This is a genomic window from Cupriavidus taiwanensis, from assembly GCF_900250075.1.
GTDB classification, from domain to species: domain Bacteria; phylum Pseudomonadota; class Gammaproteobacteria; order Burkholderiales; family Burkholderiaceae; genus Cupriavidus; species Cupriavidus taiwanensis_C.
Window position 1 is genome coordinate 2,147,772 of record NZ_LT977071.1, and the last position, 19,653, is coordinate 2,167,424.

Consider the following 19,653-nt stretch of genomic DNA (forward strand, 5'->3'; position numbering starts at 1 on the left):
GACAAAACCGGAAATCCGTTCAGCAGCCGCCGACCTATACTGTTTCTTCCGAAATCACGACAAGAAGAGGATTCCGATGAAACAAGTGCTCCTCCCCCTGGCGGCGTGCATTGCCGCAACCATGGCACTGGCCGGTTGCGCCGGCTCCGGCATGCCTTCGTCGTCCGCGGCCCAGCCGTCCGCCACCGGCGCCACCAGCGGTGCCAGGGCGTCGGCCACGCTGCAGCCCAAGAGCGGCTCCAACACCGCGGGCACCGTCACCTTCCAGCAGCAGCCCGGTGGCGTGATGATGACCGCCGCGATTACCGGGCTGCCGCCCAATTCGGTCCACGGCTTCCACGTCCACGAGAAAGGCGACTGCTCCGCGCCTGACGCAATGAGCGCGGGCGGGCATTTCAACCCGACCGGCAAGCCCCACGGGCAGATGACCATGCCGGACCACCATGCTGGCGACATGAACAACATCACCGCCGATGCCAGCGGCAACGTGCGCGTCAGCATGCTGCTGCCGTCGCTGTCGGTAGGCACCGGCGCCAACAGCGTGATCGGCCGCGCGGTCGTGGTGCACAAGGATCCGGACGACTACAAGACGCAGCCCACCGGCAATGCCGGCGGCCGCATTGCCTGCGGCGTGGTGGCGGCGTCCTGAGCGCCCTGCGGTCAGCGGGCCTGGACCAGATGTGTCCGGGCTCGCCGGGCTGCCCGAACCGCCACGCCCGCGGCGCGGCATGGCAACATGGCGCCATCGCCGCAACCATAGGGCTCCGCAAAGGGGCCGTCCCGACGCCCCATGCCATTGCCGACCGACGCCGCATTCGTCCCCCACCGCCGCCTGGGCGCCGGTTCGCTGATGCTGTGCTGCGCCGCCCTGCTCGGCGGCTGCGCACTGCCGCCGCTGAATCCCCGCACCGAATCCTCTGCGCTGACGCCGGCCGAAGCCCAGGCCACGCGGCTGGGCCAGGCGCTGGCCGGCGAAGTGGCGCGCCACCCGGGGCTGAGCGGCATCCATCCGCTGCAGAACGCCTACGCCGCCTTTGCCGCGCGCGTGCAGCTGGCGCGCACCGCGCAGCGCACGCTCGACGTGCAGTACTACATCTGGCGCGACGACCTGACCGGCACGCTGCTGCTCGAGGCCTTGCACGAGGCCGCCGATCGCGGCGTGCGCGTGCGCCTGCTGCTCGATGACAACGGCATTGCCGGCATGGACGAACTGCTGGCCGCGATGGACGCGCACCCGCAGGTCGAAGTGCGCCTCTTCAACCCGTTCGTGATCCGCCACCCCAAGGCACTGAATTTCCTGACGGATTTCCGGCGCCTGAACCGGCGCATGCACAACAAGTCGTTCACCGCCGACGGCGTTGCCACCATCATCGGCGGGCGCAATGTCGGCGACGAGTACTTTGGCGCCACCAACGACGTGCTGTTCGCCGACCTCGACGTGATTGCCGTCGGCCCCGCGGCCGGCGAGGTGGCGCAGGATTTCGACCGCTACTGGTCCAGCGCCTCGGCCTACCCGGTCGACCGTCTGCTGCCGCCGGTCAGCGTGGAACGGCTGCAGGCGCTGGCCGAGCACGCCCGCGAGGTCGAGCGCAATCCAGCGGCGACGGCCTACCTGGCCGCGGTGCGCGAACTGCCCGACGTGCAGCGGATGCTGGACGGCACGCTGCAATTCCAGTGGGCAAGCACCCGCATGGTCAGCGACAACCCCGCCAAGGCGCTGGGCGAAGCCTCGCGCCGCACGCTGGTGGCGCATCAGCTGCGCGAGATCCTGGGCGAGCCGCAGCGCGAGCTCGACCTGGTCTCGCCCTACTTCGTGCCCTCGAGCGGCGGCACCTCTTTTTTCACCGACATGGCCAGGCGCGGCGTCGCGGTACGCGTGCTGACCAATGCGCTCGAGGCCACCGACGTGGCCGCCGTGCATTCGGGCTATGCCAAGCGGCGCAAGGCCCTGCTCGAGGCCGGCGTGGACCTGTACGAACTCCGGCGCGCGGCCGCGCCGCCCAAGAAGGAAGAGCGCGCCGGCCCCTTCGGCAGCTCGGGCTCCAGCTTGCACGCCAAGACCTTCGCGGTCGACGGCAGCCGGGTCTTCGTGGGTTCGTTCAATTTCGATCCGCGTTCGGCCATGCTCAACACCGAACTCGGCTTTATCATCGACAGCCCCGCGCTGGCGGGCCGGATCGAATCCACCTTCGCCAGCGTGGTCCCGCAAGCGGCCTATCAGGTCAGGCTGGACGAGACCGGCCAGCTGTACTGGCTGGAACGGCGCGGCGATGAAGTGATCCGCCACGATACCGAGCCCAACACCAGCTGGTGGCGCCGTCTCGGCATCTGGTTCCTGTCGATCCTGCCGATCGAGTCGATGCTGTAGGAGTGGCCCCGCGGGCCCGGCGATCAGATCTGGTCGATCAGGCTGCGTACTACATCGGCCAGCCGGCCGGCGCGCTGGCGCCCCTTCTCGTCCAGCCCCATGCCGCTGCCGCCGGCCAGCGCCTTCAGGCCGAACAGTGCATCGCCCACGTCGCGCCAGGCGGGGAAATCGGCGTGGATCTTCTCCAGAGCGGCGGCCCCCGCCGCCACCTGGGCGGGCGCGGGCGCGTTGCCGGCCGCCAGGTCTTCCAGCGCCATGGCGGCGTCGACCAGGCCTTTGCGATTCATCTGCTGTCTCCCCGGAAGCTCTTTTGTCATGGCCGCCTGCATGGCGGCCATGACACTGTAGCAGGCCTGCTGCTGACCTTTGCCGGGATGGGGGAAAGTCCGGGGGCGGGCTCGGTAACGGCGGCTCAGTTGCGGCCGATATCCTGCAGAATCCGCGTCATCAGGTACAGGCGCGGCACGATCGAATCCAGTTCGATGTATTCGTCGCGCGCGTGGTAGCCGAAGCCTGCCAGCCCGAAGCTTTCCACCACCGCGGGCTTGCCCGAGCGGGCCGCGTAGCTGGCGTCGGTGGCGCCGCCGGTGCCTTCGGCCAGCGCCAGCGTGCGGCCGTCCAGCTCGGCATAGATTTCCTGCGCGCGCTTGGCCAGCGCGCGGCCGCGCGCGTCGGCCACGAACGGCGGGCGGCCCTCTTCCATCGTCACCGTGGTGTGGGTGTCGGGCACCAGCTGGCTGGACTTGACCTTGTCCTGCAGCGCCACCTTCAGTTTTTCTGCGGCACCGGCTGCCGTGGTGCGCACGTCGCCATAGGCCACGGCGCTTTCCGGGATCTGGTTGCGCACCGTGCCGGCCTGGGCCTGGGTCCAGTTCAGCTGCGAGCCCGGCACCAGGCTGGCCGCGTCACGCGTCTGCTGCAACTGGTGCGCCAGCTCGATCAGCGCATTGCGGCCGCGCTCGGGCGCGGCGCCGGCGTGGGAGGCGCGGCCCTTGACCTGCATGGTAGCGGTGGCGGTGCCCGAGGCGCCCAGCAGCAGGGCCTCGGCCTTGACCACGTCCTTGGCCGCGGTTGGCTCGCACGACAGCACCACGTCATGCTGCGCCGCCAGCGTGGCGATGGTTTCGGCCGAACCGACCGAGCCGACCTCCTCGTCCGGGTTGAACAGCACCGTGATCTGCGCGTAGTCGCGCCAGCCCTGCTGCTTCAGGATCTCGAGCGAATGCAGGATCACCGCGATGCCGCCCTTGTCGTCGGCGATGCCCGGGCCATAGAGCCGGTTGCCTTCCTCGCGGATCGGCTGCGTGGCGAGCGTGTTGTCGGGGTACACGGTGTCCAGGTGGGCAATCAGCATGACGCGGCGCTTGCCGGTGCCGGTCAAGGTGGCCTTGACCATGGTACCCGGGCCCTTGGTCACGGGCAGCCGCTCCACCTTTGCGCCTAGCGCCTGCAGGCGCTTCTCGGTATAGCTGGCCATCTGCGCCAGCCCTTTGGCATTGGCGCTGCCGGATTCGATCGACACCATCTCCTTGAGCGACTGCACGACCCTGGGCTGCGCGGCCTGCGCTGCGGACAGCAGCGCGGCATCGGGCTGCGCGGCAATGGCCGGCGTGCCGGCCCCGGCAAGCGTCAGGGCAGCGGCAACCGCAACGTGGCGAACGGAAAACGGCATGGAATCTCCTCGGTGTGGTGTTGTTGGCGGTGCCGCGATCATGGCCGTTCGCCGCGGCACAACGGCACGATGCTAGTCCTTGCCAGCCACTATGGGGAGGTTCAATATCGCCAATCCGGATGCCGATCCCGCCACGGCGTTCGGCATCCGGCCCATCTTCAACCATTCGAACGCCTCGAGGCATGCCAGCCCCCACCGCCGCCATCGCGCCCTCGTCACAGAATGTCCCGCTGCACGTGCGCCTGCTTTGGCTGCCGCAAGCCATGCCCGGCAGCCTGTTCACCACGCTCGACGTGCTGCGCACGGTGGCCGGCGTGGCCAGCCTGCAGCGCCCCGGTGCCGCGCCGACGCTGAGCTGGCAACTGTGCCGCGCCAACGGGCGCACACTGGCCACCGAGCTACCGGGCTTGGTATCGTCGACGCGGCGCGCACGCGTGCCGGGCAGCCGCACGCTGCTGGTCATTCCCGCGCTGCTGGCCAGCAATGCGCCGCAGCTGGGCGAACTGGTGCTGCGCGATGCCGCGGCGCTGCGGCTGGTGGAGCGCCATGCGCGCGCCGGCGGCTGGATTGCCGCGTGCGCGTCGGGGATGGTGCTGCCGCTGCAGCTGGGGCTGCTGGATGGCGCGAGCGTGGGGGCGCCGTGGATGTTCCAGAGCTGGATGGCGCGCCAGTACCCGCATTGCGATCTGACCAGCGACGCGGCCATGAGCGTGCACGGGCACGTGTTTTCGTGCGTGGCGCCCGCGCTGCAGGTGGAATTCATGCTGCGCGTGCTGGGCCACCTGCACGACCCTGACCTGGCGCAGGCGGCGTCGCGGCTGATGCTGTTCCAGCCCGAGCGCCAGCGCAGCGTGCCGGCGCTGGTGTCGCAACGCTGGCTCGGCCGCACCGCCGACAGCCCGGTCTACCGCGCCATCTTATGGCTGCGCGACCATGTGTCCGAGCCCTACCGGCTGGCCGCGGTGGCGCAGGCGGCGGCGGTCAGCGAACGCACGCTGCTGCGGCATTTCCGCCAGGTCACCGGCATGACGCCGCTGGACTACCTGCACACGCTGCGCGTGGAGCGTGCCCGCATGTTGCTGGAGGTCACGCTGCACGGCACCCATGCCATTGCCGAGGCCTGCGGCTACAGCGATGCCGCGGCGTTCCGCCGGCTGTTCCAGCGTGCCGCCGGCATGTCGATGTCGGATTACCGCGCCCGTTTTGCGCTGCGGGCGCGGCGGCGCTACTGGCGCATGGAAGATACCGCTGCAAAGCGTGCCGCGCAGCGCGGCGCGCAGCGATAGCCGCTCGCTTGCTGCGCTCAGGGACGCAGCGAGATGTGGTTGACCACGTCCTCCACGCCCTGCACGTACCAGGCATCGCGCTCGGCCTGGCGGCGCGTGCGCTCGTTGCTGACGCAGCCCTCGAGCGTGACCACGCGGTCCTGCGTATGCGCGCTGACCTGGGCGGCATCGACGAAGGGGTCGGTCTCGAGCACCAGCATCAGCGCCTCGGTGATTTCATCGTCACGGTCGGCCTCGGCGGGCGCCACCACCAGTTCATTGACCACGCAGCGGCAGCCGCGCGACCACCACGCCAGCACGCCGGCCAGGCGCATGTGCGACAGGCTGATCACCTGCCCCCACAGCGTCACCACGCCGTCCTGCACCGCGACCTCGATCCAGCCGTTGCGTTCGTTCACCGGTTCGCGCATGGCCTCGGGCTTGCCCTTGACGCGCGCGCAAATCTTGCAATTGTGGAATTCGACGGCATTGAGCAGGCGCTCGCATACGGCATCGCGCAGCTCGCCGTCGCCAACCGGTGCGCCGCCGTTGGCCACGCGCAGGTGGTCGATCACGCTGGTGACGCCGTCCACGCGCCGCAGCGTCGCCGCGGCCCGGGTCTTGTCGACGATATCGGCCACCTCGCCTTCGAGGATCAGCGCCCCGTCCGAGAGCCGCAACTGGATGGTGGGATGGAGGACATGGCCCTGATAAGGCACATGGGCCAGGGCTGCGCGCGCCTGCGTCAGCACCGCTTCGCTACTCTGCATGTTGTCGCCTCGCCGGTTGGTCTGGAGATGGAAGGATGCGCGCCCCTGCCTGCAGGCGCGCGGGAGCGGCGCCGCGGCCTCCTTCACCCCCGGGACCCGGCAACCGCTTCCTCATTATAGGAAGCGGTGCGCCGCTGGCCCCTGCCGCCACCGGCGCGCGCGCCGTGCCGGCAGGCCTCAGGCGCCGGCCGCCGCGCGCGCGCGGGCGACTTCCTGGTTGCGCAGGATAAAGCGCTGGACCTTGCCGCTGGGGGTCTTGGGCAGTTCGGCGACGAACTCGACCTCGCGCGGGTAGGCATGGGCGGCCAGGCGCTGGCGCACGTGCAGGCGCAGCGTTTCGGCCAACTCGGGCGACCCCTGGTGGTGCGGGTCCAGCACCGCGAAGGCCTTGATCAGCTCGGTGCGCTCGGGGTCGGGCTTGCCGATCACCGCGGCCTCGACCACCGCCGGGTGCTCGATCAGCGCGCTTTCCACGTCGAACGGCCCCACCCGGTAGCCGGAGGTGGTGATGACGTCGTCGGCGCGGCCGATAAAGCTGATGCTACCGTCGTCGTTGAGCTCGGCGGAATCGCCGGTCAGGTAGTAGTCGCCGGCAAAGGCGCCGGTGGGCGTGCCGTGGTAGCCGCCGAACCAGCACATCGGCGAGCGCTTCAGGTCCAGCGCCAGCGTGCCCGGCTGGCCGGCCGGCAGTTCGCGCAGCGCGTCGTCGACCACCACCACGCGGTGCCCGGGGCTGGCAAAGCCGGCCGCGCCCATGCGCACCGGGTGGGCCAGGGCGTGGTGGTTGCACAGCACCATGCCCAGCTCGGTCTGGCCATAGTGGTCGTGGATGGTGACGCCCAGCTCGCTGGCGAACCAGCGGATCACTTCCGGGTTGAGCGGCTCGCCGGCGCTGCTGACGGCGCGCAGCTGCCCGCGCAGCGGGCCGGACACGGCCTCGCCCGCCGCGATCAGCAGCCGGTAGGCCGTGGGCGAGCCGGCCAGGTTGGTGATGCCGTATTTGCGGATCACGCGGCAGGTGCTGTCGACCGTGAACGGGCCGTCGTAGAACGTGGTGGCATGGCCCAGCGACAGCGGGCCGGTGACGGCGTAGTACAGGCCGTAGGCCCAGCCCGGATCGGCCAGGTTCCAGAACGCGTCGTCGTCGCGCAGGTCGACCGCGTCGCGCATATAGCCGGCAAACGCCGCAATGGCCTTGAGCGGCACCAGCAGCGGCTTGGCCGGGCCGGTGGTGCCGGAGGTGAACATCATCAGGAAGGGGTCGTCGCCGCGCCGCATCACCGGTGCGAACGATGCCGGCTGGCGTGCCAGTTCGGCCCAGAAGCTGAAGTCGCCCGCGCTCAGAGCGTGTTGCTCCGCGCTCCCTTGGGTGCCGGTTACCGTGACGATGGCGGGACAGCCGCCCACCTCGTCCAGCTTGGGCCGGTTGGCCGTATCGGTGACCACCACCTTTGCCCCCGACGCATTGAGCCGGTGTTCGATGGCCTTGGGCCCAAAGGCGGTAAACAGCGGCTGGTACACGGCCCCGGCGCGCCACGTGCCGAGGATTGTCACCAGCAGTTCCGCGTTGCGCGGCAGCAGGCCCGCGACGCGGTCGCCCGGCTGCACGCCCTGCGCCGTGAGGAAGCCAGCGAACTGTGCCGACAGCGCCTGCAGCTCGGCGAAGGTCCAACTGCGCGCGTCGCCGTTGCGCCCTTCCCAGTTCAGCGCAATGCGGCCGGGCTGCGCGTGCCGGTCGCAGCATTCGACGCAGGCGTTCATTGCCGCCAGGCTGCCGTGCAGTTGCCGGGCCACGGCGTCGTCATAGGAAAATCCGTCGAAAGCTTGGGCGTAGTCGCGCATTGGGTCTCCTGGATCCGGCTTGTGCCTTGTAGTCGGTGGCCGTGCGCGTTGGCCGCGCCACGGCTGCCGCAAGAGTGTGCGCTACGGCCCGCCGATCCGGCAATAACCGTTTCCGCCAGCGCGGCTGACGGTTTTTGCCATCCCTGCCATGCGCATCAACGGCGCGCCCAGGCGCGCTTGACGCGGCGCCGCCGGCCCCACACGATACGGGCATCACCTACGGGAGACAGCGCATGTGCACCAACTATGCCCCGGTCCAGCGCCGCATCCTGCGGGAGATCTTCGGCGTGGAGCCACCCGCGGGCGTGTACAAGGCCGAGACCTACCCCGACTATGCGGCGCCGATCGTGCGTGCCGATGACGGCGGTGCGCGCAGCGCCGACCTGGCCGCGTTCGGCATGGTGCCGCGCGCGCGCATTCCACCCGGCGCACGGCGTTACGACACCACCAATGCCCGCAGCGAAACCGTGGGCGAGCGCCCCGCCTTTGCCCGCTACTGGCGCCAGGGCCAGCTCTGCCTGATACCGGCCACGGCGTTCTACGAGTTTGCGTACCCCGATAATGTGGCGGACGGTGCCGCGCCGGGCAAGCCGGTGCGCTGGCGCGTGTGGCTGCCCGGCGAGCCGGCCTTCGGCATTGCCGGGCTGTGGCGCGGCTGGCCGGACCAGGCGCTGTCCTTCACCATGCTGACGGTCAATTCGGCGCAGCACCCGCTGCTGCAGCGCTTCCACAAGCCGGGCGACGAGAAGCGCGCCGTGGTCATCGTGCCGCGCGCACAGTGGGACGACTGGCTGGCGTGCCGGGACCCCGAGATCGCGCGTACCTTCCTGCGGCTGTTGCCCGCCGATGCCCTGCACGCCGAGCCGGCGCCCAAAGTGCAGGGAGCGCCCATTCCCGACGCGGATTAGCGCGACCGGCGCGGCGGCGGCAAGGCTCGATCCGCCGCTGCCCTTGTCATGGCGATTTTCCCGACTACACTCGTTGCTGGACGCCGACGGGCGTCTGATTGCTGATCGGGCCCCCGACCACCCCGGCCGGGGGCTCGATTCTTTGCGCCGGTCCGGCTCAGAAGCGATAGGTGACCGTGCCCACCACCGTGCGGCGCGCGCCGAAATAGCAGTCGCCGCGGGCGAGGCAGGTGGTCAGGAACTGCTTGTCGAACAGGTTGTTGGCGTTCAGCGCGACCCGCAGCGGGCCGTGGTCATAGGCGATCATGGCGTCGTACAGCGTCACGCCGCCAACGCGGTTCTGGTCGTTGCCGTCATAGCTGGGCCCGACGTAGCGCAAGCCGCCGCCCGCCACGAAGCCCGGGATCCCGAACAGCTTGAAGCGATAGTTGGCCCACAACGACGCCATGTTCGACGGCGTGCTCGCCAGCTTCTTGCCGACCTCGGCCGGGGTGCCGTCGATCACGCGCGCATCCAGGTAGGTGTAGGTCGCGATCAGGTCCAGCCGGTTCGTCAGCGAAGCCAGGGCCTCCACCTCGATGCCGCGCGTGCGTGCTTCGCCCACCTGCACCGAATCCGGAATGCCGTTGACCACGCCGGCGGTCTTGCGGTTCTTCTCGCGCATGTCGAATGCCGCGATGGTCAGCGTCGCGTTCTTGCCGGGCGGCTGGTACTTGATGCCCGCCTCCCATTGCGAGCCGCGCAGCGGCTTGAAGGCCTGGTTGGCCTTGTTGAAGCCGGCCAGCCCCTGGAACGACTCGGAGTAGCTGACGTACGGGTTCAGGCCGATGTCCGAGCGGTACATCAGGCCGGCGCGCTTGGTCAGTTCGCTGTCGTCGCGGCTGGCCGACGGCGTGTTGTCCTGCGCGGCGCGCGACCAGTCATAGCGCAGCCCCAGCATCAGCAGCCACTTGTTCCAGGCCAGCTGGTCCTGCACGTACAGGCCGGTTTGCGCCTGCGTGGCAGGGCTCAGCGAGCGCGTGCCCGGCGGCGTGAAATTGCCGTAGACCGGGTTGAACACATCGAGCGGCGCGGCGGAACCGCCCACGCCGGTGGTCCCCGTGATTTCAGCGTGCTGGTAGTCAACGCCCGTCAGCAGCGTGTGCTGGATCGGGCCGGTGCGGAAGTTGGTCTGTGCCTGCGTGTCGACCGCGAACGAATTCAGCGTCGGCTGATTCACGTAGACGGTGCGGTTCATCAGCGTGTTGCTGCCCGGCACCCAGCCGCGATTTGCATCGTTGAATCGCGCGTAGATGCTGCGGTAGTCCACCGAACTGTGCGAGTAGCGCAGGTTCTGCCGCACCGTCACAGTGTCGTTGAACTTGTGCTGGAATTCGTAGCCGACCGACTGCTGCTCAGCGGTGTAGCGGTCAAAGCCGGGTTCGCTGATGAACAGGTGGTCGGGAATCTGCCCGCCCGGGTTCGGGTACAGCGTGCCGCGCCACGGGAAGAATCCGACCGAAGTCCCGCTCACGTCGCGCTGGAAGTTGGCCAGCAGCGTCAGCGAGGTGTCCTGGGTCGGCCGCCATGTCAGCGACGGCGCGAGCAGGTAGCGGTTGTCCTGCACGTAGTCGACCTGCGTGTCGCTGTCGCGCGCCAGCGCCACCAGTCGGTACAACCACTTGCCGTCCGCATCGAGCGGGCCGGTCACGTCCGCCTGCACCTGCTTGCGGTTGTAGTTGCCGAACTGCACCCCGATCTCGCGCGCCGCTTCCGCCTGCGGACGCTTGCTGACCAGGTTCAGGATGCCGCCGACCGCGCCCTGGCCGAACAGCATCGACGACGGCCCGCGCAGCACATCGATGCGCTCCAGGGCGTATACGTCGGGACGCACGTTGTTGTAGAAGCCGACCTGGTTCAGCAAGCCATCGCGATACTGCGTGAAGTCCGTGCCTCGGAACTTGCCCCAATCACCGCGCGCGTCATTGCCGAACGGGCCGGCATAGACCCCGGCGCTGTAGCCGATGGCCTGCTGCACGGTCTGCGCACCCTGCGCTTCCATGCGGTCGCGCGTGATGACGGTGATCGACTGGGGCGTCTCCATCACCGGCGTGTCGGTCTTGGTGGCGGTGGCGCTGCGTTTCGCCACAAAGCCATGGACCGGGCCGGTGGCGCTTTCATCCTCGCTGCTGGCGCGCACCGTGACCGCCGGCAGTTCCGCCGCGGCTGCGGCCGCCGGCGCGGCAGGCACAGGGCTTTCGCCGGACTGCGCAAACACGCCGCCGGCCTGCAGGCTCAGCACGAGGGTGGTCAGGGAAAGACGGCATGGGGTGACAAGCGCGGAGCGGGCAAAGCGCGGCTTCGCCCGACGGTTCGGGTGCAGAGACATCACTCAGGGGGTCAAATTGTGGCGGTGCCGCCAAGCGGCATCACAAGTGGAAAATTCTGAATTACGAATAGGAATGATTCGTGATTACATCAGAATTGTAGCTGAATGTGTCAGACACGAGACATATGATCCGCACTTTTCGTGGGATTCTTTGTCCGGGTGACCGATTTTCCGCTTTGTACGATGTCAGCCACGCATTTTTACGCTGTAGCATAAAAATATTGCTCGCCTTATTTTCTGCTGCTACAGTAAATCCGAATGGAAATCGAGTTTGACTTGGCAAAGGACGCCATCAACCAACGTCATCACGGGTTGTCACTGGCCGCTGCAGGGTTGACTGACTTCGATAACGCCCTCCTGAAAATCGATGACCGCAAGCCGTACGGCGAAGCCCGTTACATCGCCTATGGACCGATTGGTACGCGCCTGTATTGCCTGGTATTCACGATGCATGGCGACACACTCTGGGCAATCAGCCTGCGTAAAGCCAATTCAAGAGAGCTGCGAGACTATGAACAGGAAACCAGACCTCATCCGCCCCACCCCGGAAGAAGACGCCGCCATCTCGCAAGGGATTGCGCAAGACCCCGATGCGACGTCCGTGCCGACAGAGCAGTTCGGGAAGTTGCGCCCGGCACGGGAACTGCTCGGCAACGATAAAGCCGATGCACTGGCTAAACGTCGCGGCAGGCCTGCCAAACCGGCCGGCGAGCGCAAGGTCAATCAGACGCTGCGCATCGATCCCGACGTGCTGGCCGCCTACAAGGCAACCGGCAGCGGCTGGCAAACACTGATGAATGAGGCCCTGCGCGACTATGCGGCGGCGCGCCGGATGCTGCCCCGGCGCTAGTGCCGGACGATCCCGTCATTCGCCCTGCAAACGGCCAAGGAACCGCCTGCCCGCCTCGATCACCGCGCTGTCCGGCTGCATCTGGTAGCGCACGATCATGCCCTCGATGCACAGCATCGCCTCCGCCGCCACCGCCTGTGGCGCGCGCAGGCCGAGGCGCGCCGCGAGGTCGGCGACGAACGCCTCGAGGTCGGCCTTGTGGGCCGCCGCCTGCTGCTGCGCCTCGGCGTCGCCGCCGGCCTCGGCCACCACGTTGATGAAAGCGCAGCCGCGGAAGTCGCGGCCGAACCAGTCGGCCAGCGCGTCGGCGATCACGTCAAGGCGGGGCCGCTCGGCAAGGCGGGCTTCCACGTCCTGGCGGAACCACGCCATCCACTCGTCATGCCGGCGCGCCAGGAACGCCGCGATCAGCGCGTTCTTGGAGGCGAAATGCCGGTAGAGCGACATCTTGGCGACGCCGGATTCGGCAATGATCCGGTCGATGCCGGTGGCGCGGTAGCCCTCCTGGTAGAACAGGCGGGCGGCGGTGTCGAGAATGCGGTCGCGGGCGGAAGGCGTGGCCATGTGATGCAAGCGGGGTAGCAAGAACAGGAGAAGCGCCCGGGGCTGCGCTAAGCCCCGCCCCGGGCCTGTGCTTCGATACTATGACAGACAGACCTGTCTAGCAATGGCCGCGATCAGCCTTCCAGCTGGGCGGCCGCATCGCGCAGCGCCGTGCGCAAGCCCTCTTCCACCACCGGGTGGTAGAACGGCATGGTCAGCATCTGCGCGATGGTCAGCCCCTGCTGGTACGACCATGCCAGCAGGTGGGCGATATTCTCGGCGCGCGGGCCGGTCCATTCGGCGCCCAGGAAGCGGCCCGTGGCCTGGTCGGCATAGACGTGCATCAGCCCCCGGTTCTTCAGCATGACGCGGCTGCGGCCCTGGTCTTCAAAGCTCACCTCACCGGTGACGAAGCTGCCCTCGGCCAGGTCCGCATAGCGCTGACCGACCATCGCGATCTGCGGGTCGGTGAACACCACCGCGATCGGCGCGCGACGCGCCAGCGGCTTCACCTGCGGATAGCTGGCGGCGTTCTCGCCGGCGGCCTTGCCCTCGTCCGCGGCCTCATGCAGCAGCGGCAGGATGTTGTTGGCATCGCCGGCGATAAAGACCGGCGCGTTGCCGCACTGGAGCGTGTGCGCGTCGAACAGCGGCACGCCGCGCGCATCCAGCGCCAGGCCGGTGTTCTCCAGGGCCAGGCCGCGCACATTGGGCGCGCGTCCGGTGGCTGCCAGCGCGTAGTCGAAGCGCTCGGTCACGCTGCGGCCTTCGCGGTCGAGGTAGGTCACCACCACCTGGTCGCCGTCGCGGCCCATGTCGGTCACCTGCGCGTCAGGATCGAGGTAGAACTCCTGGTTGAAGTTGCGCGCCGCGTCGGCGCGGATCACCGGGTCGGTCAGCGGCCCGAGCGAGCCGCTGACGCCGAACACGCGCACCCGCACCCCCAGCCGCGACAGCGCCTGGCCCAGCTCCAGCCCGATCACGCCGGGGCCGAACACCACCACGCTGCCGGGCAGGTCCTGCCACGAGAACACATCGTCATTGACGATCAGGCGGTCGCCGAACACCTTGAACGGCGCCGGCAGCACCGGCGTGGAACCCGTGGCGATGACCACGCGGCTGGCGCGCACGGTGGTGTGCCCATCCACCTCCAGCGTGGTGGTGTCGATAAAGCGGGCATAGCCCCGAATGCGGTCGGCCGGCGCGATGCTCTCCATGCCGCGCACCACGAAGCCGACAAAGCGGTCGCGCTCGCTGCGCACGCGCGCCATCACCTCGCGGCCATCGACGCGGATCTGGCCGTCGACATGCACGCCGAACGGCGCGGTGTGGCGCAGTTCATGCGCGGCCTCGGCGGCGGCGATCAGCAGCTTGGAGGGCATGCAGCCCACGCGGGCACAGGTGGTGCCGTAGGGGCCGCCTTCGATGATCACGGCGCGCTTGCCGGCCGCAATCGCGGCGCGGTAGGCGGCAAGGCCGGCGGTGCCTGCGCCGATCACGGCGACGTCGGTCTGGATGGTGGTCATGGCGGTGGTTCCTTTGTGTTCTGAAGCGTCAGGCTGGGTCAATCAGCGGGCTGGATGGCGCCGCCCGGGGCGGATTCGCGGGCAAGGCGGCGCAATCGGGTCCGGCGACTGCCGGCCCCGTGGCTCGGGGCAAGAATGGGAATCAGCTGATTGCAGCTCAGGCGGCCAGGTACTGCTGCAGCGCTTCGGCGCCGCCGATCAGCTTGCCGTTGATAAAGACCTGCGGCGCGGTCATCTCGCCCGACACGGCACCCAGTACCTTGCCGCGCACCTTGTTGTCGAGCGGCACGTCGACGTAGTCGAAGCCGTTGTCGTCGAGCAGCTGCTTGGCCTTGGCGCAGAACGAGCAACCGACCTTGGAGAACACCACCACCTGGTCAGGCTTGCGCGCGCCCGGGGCGATGTGGGCCAGCATGGTGTCCGCATCGGACACCTTGAACGGGTCGCCCGGCTCCTCCGGCTCGATGAACATCTTCTGCACCACGCCGTCCTTGACCAGCATCGCGTAGCGCCAGCTGCGCTTGCCGAAGCCCAGGTCGGCCTTGTCCACCAGCATGCCCATGCCTTCGGTGAATTCACCGTTGCCGTCGGGGATCATGGTGATGTTTGCGGACTCCTGGTCCTTGGCCCATTCGTTCATCACGAAGGTGTCGTTCACCGACACGCACAGGATGTCGTCGACGCCATGCCTGGCGAAGACGGGGGCCAGTTCGTTGTAGCGCGGCAGGTGGGTCGAGGAACAGGTCGGGGTGAAGGCGCCCGGCAGCGAGAACACCACCACGGTCTTGCCGTCGAACAGCTCGCCGGTGGTGACGGTCTTCCACTCGTTGTCTTCACGCACACGGAAAGCGACATTGGGAACGCGTTGGCCTTCGCGGGATTGCAGCATCAGTTCACTCCTGGTTCTGGATCGGGTTGGTTTCAGCTGCGGGTTGCAGCGAAGGCCCCATTCTGGAGACCGGGAAGTGATTTGTACAATTCATCGTATCAACAGCGATGATTGCCAAAGACTATGATTAGGGCATAGGCACCGCCTATCGGCCCGGAAGCCGTCTGGCCCGCGCGGACGAAAAAGCATATTTTTTCGGGAAAACCCCGGGGAGTGCCCTATCATGCGGCATCTCCTCCGATTCCCTTCTTCGCAATGACCCGACCTTGCCGCCTGCCGTACCGCCACCGGTGGGCATCCCTGCTCATGCTGTCGCTTGCGCTGGCCCTTCCCGCGCACGCCGAGACGCTGAAGAAGCCGGCGCTGGAAGCCCTGACCGGCAACAGCGCGGCCGCGGCCAAGGCGGCCCAGGCCGACCTGCCTGCCTTCATGGCGGCGGCGGCCAAGGCCGAGCCGACGGTCGCGCCCGCGGTGGCGGCGTGGCAGTCGAAGGCGCCGCTGTCGGGCGACAACCTGGTCAATGTCGCCCGGCTGCTAGGGGTCTACAACCGGCTGCGCAACGAGGCCGCGGCCATCGACTTGCTCGGCAAGATGGTGGCGCTGCGCACCGTGCGCGAGGAAAAGATCGCCCAGCACGAGAATCCCGCCATCATCGAGTTCGGCAGGATGATCGAGGGCATGGCGCGCGAGTTCGGGCTGGCCTATCGCAATGTCGACAACCGCGTGTTCGAGGTGACCCTGCCCGGCGGCGGCAAGGACACCTTCGGCATCCTGACCCACGCCGACGTGGTGCCGGCAGTGGCCGAGGAATGGGTGCTGGATGACGGCACCAGGCTTGACCCGTTCCGCATGACGCGCATCGGCGACCTGCTGTACGGGCGCGGCACCATCGACGACAAGGGCTCGATCGCGGCGGTGCTGTACGCGATGAAGACCGTCAAGGAAAGCGGCGTGCCGCTCGAGCGCAGCATCCGGCTGATGATCGAGACCACCGAGGAAACCGGTGGCGACGGCATGAAGTACTACCGCCAGCACACTACGCTGCCCGAGTACAACGTCGTGCTCGACAGCAAGTATCCGGCCGTCGTGGCCGAGAAAGGCGCGGGCACGCTGACCGTCTCGTTCGGCATCAAGGCGGCCGACGACAAGCGCGCGCCCAGCCAGGCCGACAGCAAGGGCCCGGCGATCGTCGCGATGCGCGGCGCGGCCTCGGCCAACGCCATTCCCGAAACCGCCACCGCGCGCATCGCCGCCGGCGATCCTGCCGCGGTGGCCGCCGCGCTGGAACAGGCGCGCGCCGAGTTCGTGCGCCGCTACACGCCGCGCGGCAAGTTCTCGATCGAGGTCAAGCGCGCCGGCAACGATGTCGAGGTCAAGGTCACCGGCGCCTCGGCGCACGGCTCGCGGCCCGAAGAAGGCGTGAACCCGCTGCCGCGGCTGGCGCTGTTCCTGCAGGCCAGCGGCGTGCGCTTTGCCGAAAACCACTACCTGAACGCGGTCCGCTACCTGAACGACCTGTACGGCCTGGACTACCTGGGCAACCGCATGGACGTTGCCTACCGCGATCCGTTCATGGGCCCGCTGACCATGTCGCCCACGCTGGTGCGCGAGCGCGGCGAATACGTCGATGTGGTCACCAACGTGCGCATGCCGCGCGGGCGCACGCCGGACGAGCTGGGCGGCAAGATCACCAAGCGCATCTTCGGCTGGGCCGCCACCCATGGGCCGGTCGAGATCAAGTACGACCAGGGCAACTGGATGGCGCGCGATCCGAAGGGCGCGTGGCTGTCCACGCTGCTGAACATCTTTGGCGACACCACCGGGCTCGAAGCCAAGCCGGTCTCCACCGCCGGCAGCACCACCGCCAAGCTGATGCCCAACGCCATCAACTTCGGGCCGGCCATGCCGGGCAAGAAATACACCGCGCACAACGCGCGCGAGTACAAGGAAGTGGCCGACCTCAATCTCGATATGCAGATGTTCACCGAGATGCTGGTGCGGATCGGCAACCTGGACAAGATGCAGTAAGCCGGCCTTTCATTTTTGCCCCTGTCCCGCGCGCGGGACAGGGGCAAGATTCATTACAGCCCCAGCTCGCTCAAGCCCGGATGCCCGTCCGGGCGGCGGCCCAGCGGCCAGTGGAACTTGCGGTCCTCTGACCGGATCGGCGCATCGTTGATGCAGGCAAAGCGCCTGCGCATCAGCCCCGCCTCATCGAATTCCCAGTTCTCGTTGCCATATGACCGGTACCAGTTGCCGGAATCGTCGTGCCATTCATAGGCAAAACGCACGGCGATGCGGTTCTCCTCGTGCACCCATAGCTCCTTGATCAGGCGGTAGTCCAGCTCCTTCTGCCATTTGCGCTGCAGGAACGCGACGATATCAGCGCGGCCGTTGACGAACTCGGCGCGGTTGCGCCATGCGCTGTCGACGGTATAGGCCAGCGCCACGCGTTGCGGGTCGCGGCTGTTCCAGCCGTCCTCGGCGGCGCGGACCTTGGCCATGGCGGTTTCGTAGGTAAACGGGGGCAGCGGCGGGCGGATTTCAGATGGTGAGGACATGAAAGCTCCTTTAAGGGACTGGCATTGAACTGAGAAGAACCACGGGATGATACAGATCTGTCTCATTATTGGTAGACAGATCTGTCTTGTCAAGGCAGGATGGCGAGAGAATTTGAAAGCAAGAGGCGGAGTGCGCCACGCACCGGCTCGCCCTAAAGTTGGCACCATGCAAGCACAGGACAGGAGATTCGCAGTGGGCACCAGCCAGATTCAGCGCCCCGAAATGGCAGTCGCCGGGCCGCGCCGGCGGGTTCCGCAGCCACGTGGCGCGGCTGTCGGGCGGCGGCATGACGCGTCCGTGGCGACCCGGGTCGACCGCGTCGACTGGGCCGCGGTCGCGCGCGAGCTCGATGACTTCGGCTGCGCCGCCATCCCCGGCCTCTTGTCCGCCGACGAATGCGACGCGCTGGCCGCCGGCTATGGCAACGATGCGCTGTACCGCTCGCGAATCGAAATGCGCCGGCACGGCTTCGGCCAGGGCGAATACAAGTACTTCCGCTATCCCCTGCCCGGCCTGGTCGCGGGACTGCGCACGGCGCTCTACCCGCACCTGGTGCCGGTGGCCAACCGCTGGAATGCCGCCATGGGCATCGACGTCCGCTACCCCGCCGCGCACCCGGACTTCATCGCCCGCTGTCACCACGCCGGCCAGTCGCGGCCGACGCCCTTGCTGCTGCGCTACGGCCCGGGCGACTACAACTGCCTGCACCAGGACCTGTACGGCGAGCACGTGTTCCCGCTGCAGGTGGCGGTGCTGCTTTCCGAGCCCGGCCGCGACTTCACCGGCGGCGAGTTCGTGCTGACCGAGCAGCGCCCGCGCATGCAGTCGCGCGCCGAGGTGGTGACGCTGCGCCAGGGCGATGCCGTGGTGTTCGCGGTCAGCCAGCGACCGGTGCAGGGCAGCCGCGGCAGCTATCGCGTCAACCTGCGGCATGGCGTCAGCCGGCTGCATGCCGGACAGCGCTACACGCTCGGCATCATCTTTCACGACGCTACGTGAGGCAGCCATGACCCGATCCATCCGTTCCGCACAAGCAGCCGAAGCGGCCCTGGTCGAACAGGATCCGCGCTGGGCGCGCGTGCTGGCGCGCGACCCCGGCGCCGACGGCGACTTCGTCTATGCGGTCAGGACCACGGGCGTGTATTGCCTGCCGAGCAGCCCGTCGCGCCTGCCGCATCCGGCCAATGTCGAATTCTTCGACAACGCCGCCGCGGCCGAAGCCGCCGGCTACCGGCCCAGCCGCCGTGCCGCGCAGCCGGCGCTGGCGGCACGGCACGCGGCCATGGTGGCCGAGGCCTGCCGCCGGATCGAGGCCGCCGACGCCGTGCCCACGCTGCCGCAGTTGGCCAGCGCCGCGGGCATCAGCCCCTATCACTTCCACCGCCTGTTCAAGAGCGCCACCGGCCTGACCCCGCGGGCGTACGCTGCCGCGCATCGGGCCAGGAAACTGCGCGCGCAACTGGGCTCAAGCGACTCCGTGACCGAAGCCATCTACGACGCCGGGTTCGGCTCCAACAGCCGCTTCTACGAGACCGCCGACGCCGTGCTCGGCATGACCCCATCGCGCTACCGCGCCGGCGGCGCCGACATCGATATCCGCTTTGCCATCGGGGAATGCTCGCTGGGCGCGATCCTGGTGGCGCAGAGCCAGCGCGGCGTCTGCGCGATCCTGCTGGGCGACGATCCGCAAGCGCTGCTGCAAGACCTGCAGGACCGCTTCCCGCGTGCCAACCTGATCGGCGGCGACGCGCAGTTCGAGCAGTTGGTGGCGCAGGTGGTGGGCCTGATCGAAGCACCTTCGATCGGCCTGGCACTGCCGCTGGACGTGCGCGGCACCGCCTTCCAGCAGCGCGTATGGCAAGCGTTGCGTGAAATCCCGGCCGGCAGCACCGCCAGCTACGCCGAGATCGCGGCCCGCATCGGCGCGCCGCGCGCGGTGCGCGCGGTGGCGCAGGCCTGCGCGGCCAACCACCTGGCGGTGGCGATTCCCTGCCATCGCGTGGTGCGCAGCGACGGCGACCTGTCGGGCTATCGCTGGGGCGTGGCGCGCAAGCGCGAACTGCTGGAGCGCGAGGCGCAGGGCTGAAGCC

Annotated in this window: 18 protein-coding genes; 9 read left to right on the top strand and 9 right to left on the bottom strand. The window is 68.3% G+C overall.

Going from position 1 to position 19,653, the window contains the following annotated elements; all coding sequences use genetic code 11:
- Positions 1-76: 76 nt before the first annotated feature.
- Both CBM2588_RS26025 and CBM2588_RS26030 read left to right on the top strand, forming a co-directional pair.
- Positions 77-649 (top strand): superoxide dismutase family protein, encoded by a 573-nt coding sequence (locus CBM2588_RS26025; RefSeq protein ID WP_115683151.1) that lies wholly within the window; start codon positions 77-79, stop codon positions 647-649.
- Positions 650-790: 141 nt separating this feature from the next.
- A complete protein-coding gene (locus CBM2588_RS26030; protein ID WP_115683152.1) occupies positions 791-2,368 on the top strand; it encodes a phospholipase D family protein in 1,578 nt (525 codons plus the stop codon).
- A 23-nt stretch (positions 2,369-2,391) separates the two neighbouring features.
- Here the strand turns inward: CBM2588_RS26030 and CBM2588_RS26035 are convergent, their stop codons facing one another.
- On the bottom strand, positions 2,392-2,655 hold the full coding sequence (locus CBM2588_RS26035) for a hypothetical protein (protein WP_115683153.1): 264 nt from the start codon (positions 2,653-2,655) through the stop codon (positions 2,392-2,394).
- 125 nt (positions 2,656-2,780) lie between these two features.
- Positions 2,781-4,040: a M20/M25/M40 family metallo-hydrolase gene (locus CBM2588_RS26040; protein WP_115683154.1), complete on the bottom strand. Its 1,260-nt coding sequence runs from the start codon at positions 4,038-4,040 to the stop codon at positions 2,781-2,783.
- A gap of 182 nt (positions 4,041-4,222) precedes the next feature.
- On the opposite strand from CBM2588_RS26040, the gene CBM2588_RS26045 reads away from it, so the two are divergent.
- The gene (locus CBM2588_RS26045) at positions 4,223-5,326 is read left to right on the top strand and encodes a GlxA family transcriptional regulator (RefSeq protein WP_115683155.1); all 1,104 of its coding nucleotides are present in this window, start codon (positions 4,223-4,225) and stop codon (positions 5,324-5,326) included.
- Between the two features lie 17 nt (positions 5,327-5,343).
- Here CBM2588_RS26045 and CBM2588_RS26050 read toward each other — a convergent pair whose 3' ends face one another.
- The gene (locus CBM2588_RS26050) at positions 5,344-6,075 is read right to left on the bottom strand and encodes a BON domain-containing protein (protein WP_115683156.1); all 732 of its coding nucleotides are present in this window, start codon (positions 6,073-6,075) and stop codon (positions 5,344-5,346) included.
- A 177-nt stretch (positions 6,076-6,252) separates the two neighbouring features.
- Positions 6,253-7,917 carry an AMP-binding protein gene (locus tag CBM2588_RS26055; RefSeq protein ID WP_115683157.1) on the bottom strand — a complete coding sequence of 555 codons (1,665 nt, stop codon included), beginning with the start codon at positions 7,915-7,917 and terminating at the stop codon, positions 6,253-6,255.
- A gap of 233 nt (positions 7,918-8,150) precedes the next feature.
- Here CBM2588_RS26055 and CBM2588_RS26060 point away from each other — a divergent pair, with 233 nt between their 5' ends.
- Positions 8,151-8,825 (top strand): SOS response-associated peptidase, encoded by a 675-nt coding sequence (locus tag CBM2588_RS26060; protein WP_115683158.1) that lies wholly within the window; start codon positions 8,151-8,153, stop codon positions 8,823-8,825.
- A 157-nt stretch (positions 8,826-8,982) separates the two neighbouring features.
- Here the strand turns inward: CBM2588_RS26060 and CBM2588_RS26065 are convergent, their stop codons facing one another.
- Complete coding sequence (locus tag CBM2588_RS26065) at positions 8,983-11,193, bottom strand: TonB-dependent siderophore receptor (protein WP_115683159.1); 2,211 nt, start codon at positions 11,191-11,193, stop codon at positions 8,983-8,985.
- Between the two features lie 258 nt (positions 11,194-11,451).
- Here CBM2588_RS26065 and CBM2588_RS31510 point away from each other — a divergent pair, with 258 nt between their 5' ends.
- Positions 11,452-11,853: a BrnT family toxin gene (locus CBM2588_RS31510; RefSeq protein ID WP_306437253.1), complete on the top strand. Its 402-nt coding sequence runs from the start codon at positions 11,452-11,454 to the stop codon at positions 11,851-11,853.
- Positions 11,768-12,043, top strand: a complete 276-nt coding sequence (locus CBM2588_RS26075) for a BrnA antitoxin family protein (protein WP_306437259.1) — start codon at positions 11,768-11,770, stop codon at positions 12,041-12,043. Before CBM2588_RS31510 ends, CBM2588_RS26075 begins: the two co-directional genes overlap by 86 nt.
- A 15-nt stretch (positions 12,044-12,058) precedes the next feature.
- Here the strand turns inward: CBM2588_RS26075 and CBM2588_RS26080 are convergent, their stop codons facing one another.
- The 3 genes from CBM2588_RS26080 to CBM2588_RS26090 form a co-directional block, all read right to left on the bottom strand.
- On the bottom strand, positions 12,059-12,607 hold the full coding sequence (locus CBM2588_RS26080) for a TetR/AcrR family transcriptional regulator (RefSeq protein WP_115683161.1): 549 nt from the start codon (positions 12,605-12,607) through the stop codon (positions 12,059-12,061).
- A 113-nt stretch (positions 12,608-12,720) separates the two neighbouring features.
- Positions 12,721-14,112, bottom strand: a complete 1,392-nt coding sequence (locus CBM2588_RS26085; RefSeq protein WP_115683162.1) for a dihydrolipoyl dehydrogenase — start codon at positions 14,110-14,112, stop codon at positions 12,721-12,723.
- A gap of 157 nt (positions 14,113-14,269) precedes the next feature.
- Entirely contained in the window at positions 14,270-15,001 is a 732-nt protein-coding gene (locus CBM2588_RS26090; RefSeq protein WP_111520353.1) for a glutathione peroxidase, read from the bottom strand.
- 306 nt (positions 15,002-15,307) lie between these two features.
- Here CBM2588_RS26090 and CBM2588_RS26095 point away from each other — a divergent pair, with 306 nt between their 5' ends.
- Entirely contained in the window at positions 15,308-17,029 is a 1,722-nt protein-coding gene (locus tag CBM2588_RS26095; protein WP_231942275.1) for a dipeptidase, read from the top strand.
- Between the two features lie 53 nt (positions 17,030-17,082).
- Here CBM2588_RS26095 and CBM2588_RS26100 read toward each other — a convergent pair whose 3' ends face one another.
- The gene (locus CBM2588_RS26100; protein WP_115683164.1) at positions 17,083-17,562 is read right to left on the bottom strand and encodes a nuclear transport factor 2 family protein; all 480 of its coding nucleotides are present in this window, start codon (positions 17,560-17,562) and stop codon (positions 17,083-17,085) included.
- A 193-nt stretch (positions 17,563-17,755) separates the two neighbouring features.
- Here CBM2588_RS26100 and CBM2588_RS26105 point away from each other — a divergent pair, with 193 nt between their 5' ends.
- Both CBM2588_RS26105 and ada read left to right on the top strand, forming a co-directional pair.
- Positions 17,756-18,562 (top strand): 2OG-Fe(II) oxygenase, encoded by an 807-nt coding sequence (locus CBM2588_RS26105; protein WP_231942276.1) that lies wholly within the window; start codon positions 17,756-17,758, stop codon positions 18,560-18,562.
- A gap of 7 nt (positions 18,563-18,569) precedes the next feature.
- Positions 18,570-19,649 (top strand): bifunctional DNA-binding transcriptional regulator/O6-methylguanine-DNA methyltransferase Ada, encoded by a 1,080-nt coding sequence (gene ada / locus CBM2588_RS26110; protein ID WP_115683165.1) that lies wholly within the window; start codon positions 18,570-18,572, stop codon positions 19,647-19,649.
- Positions 19,650-19,653 lie beyond the last annotated feature (4 nt).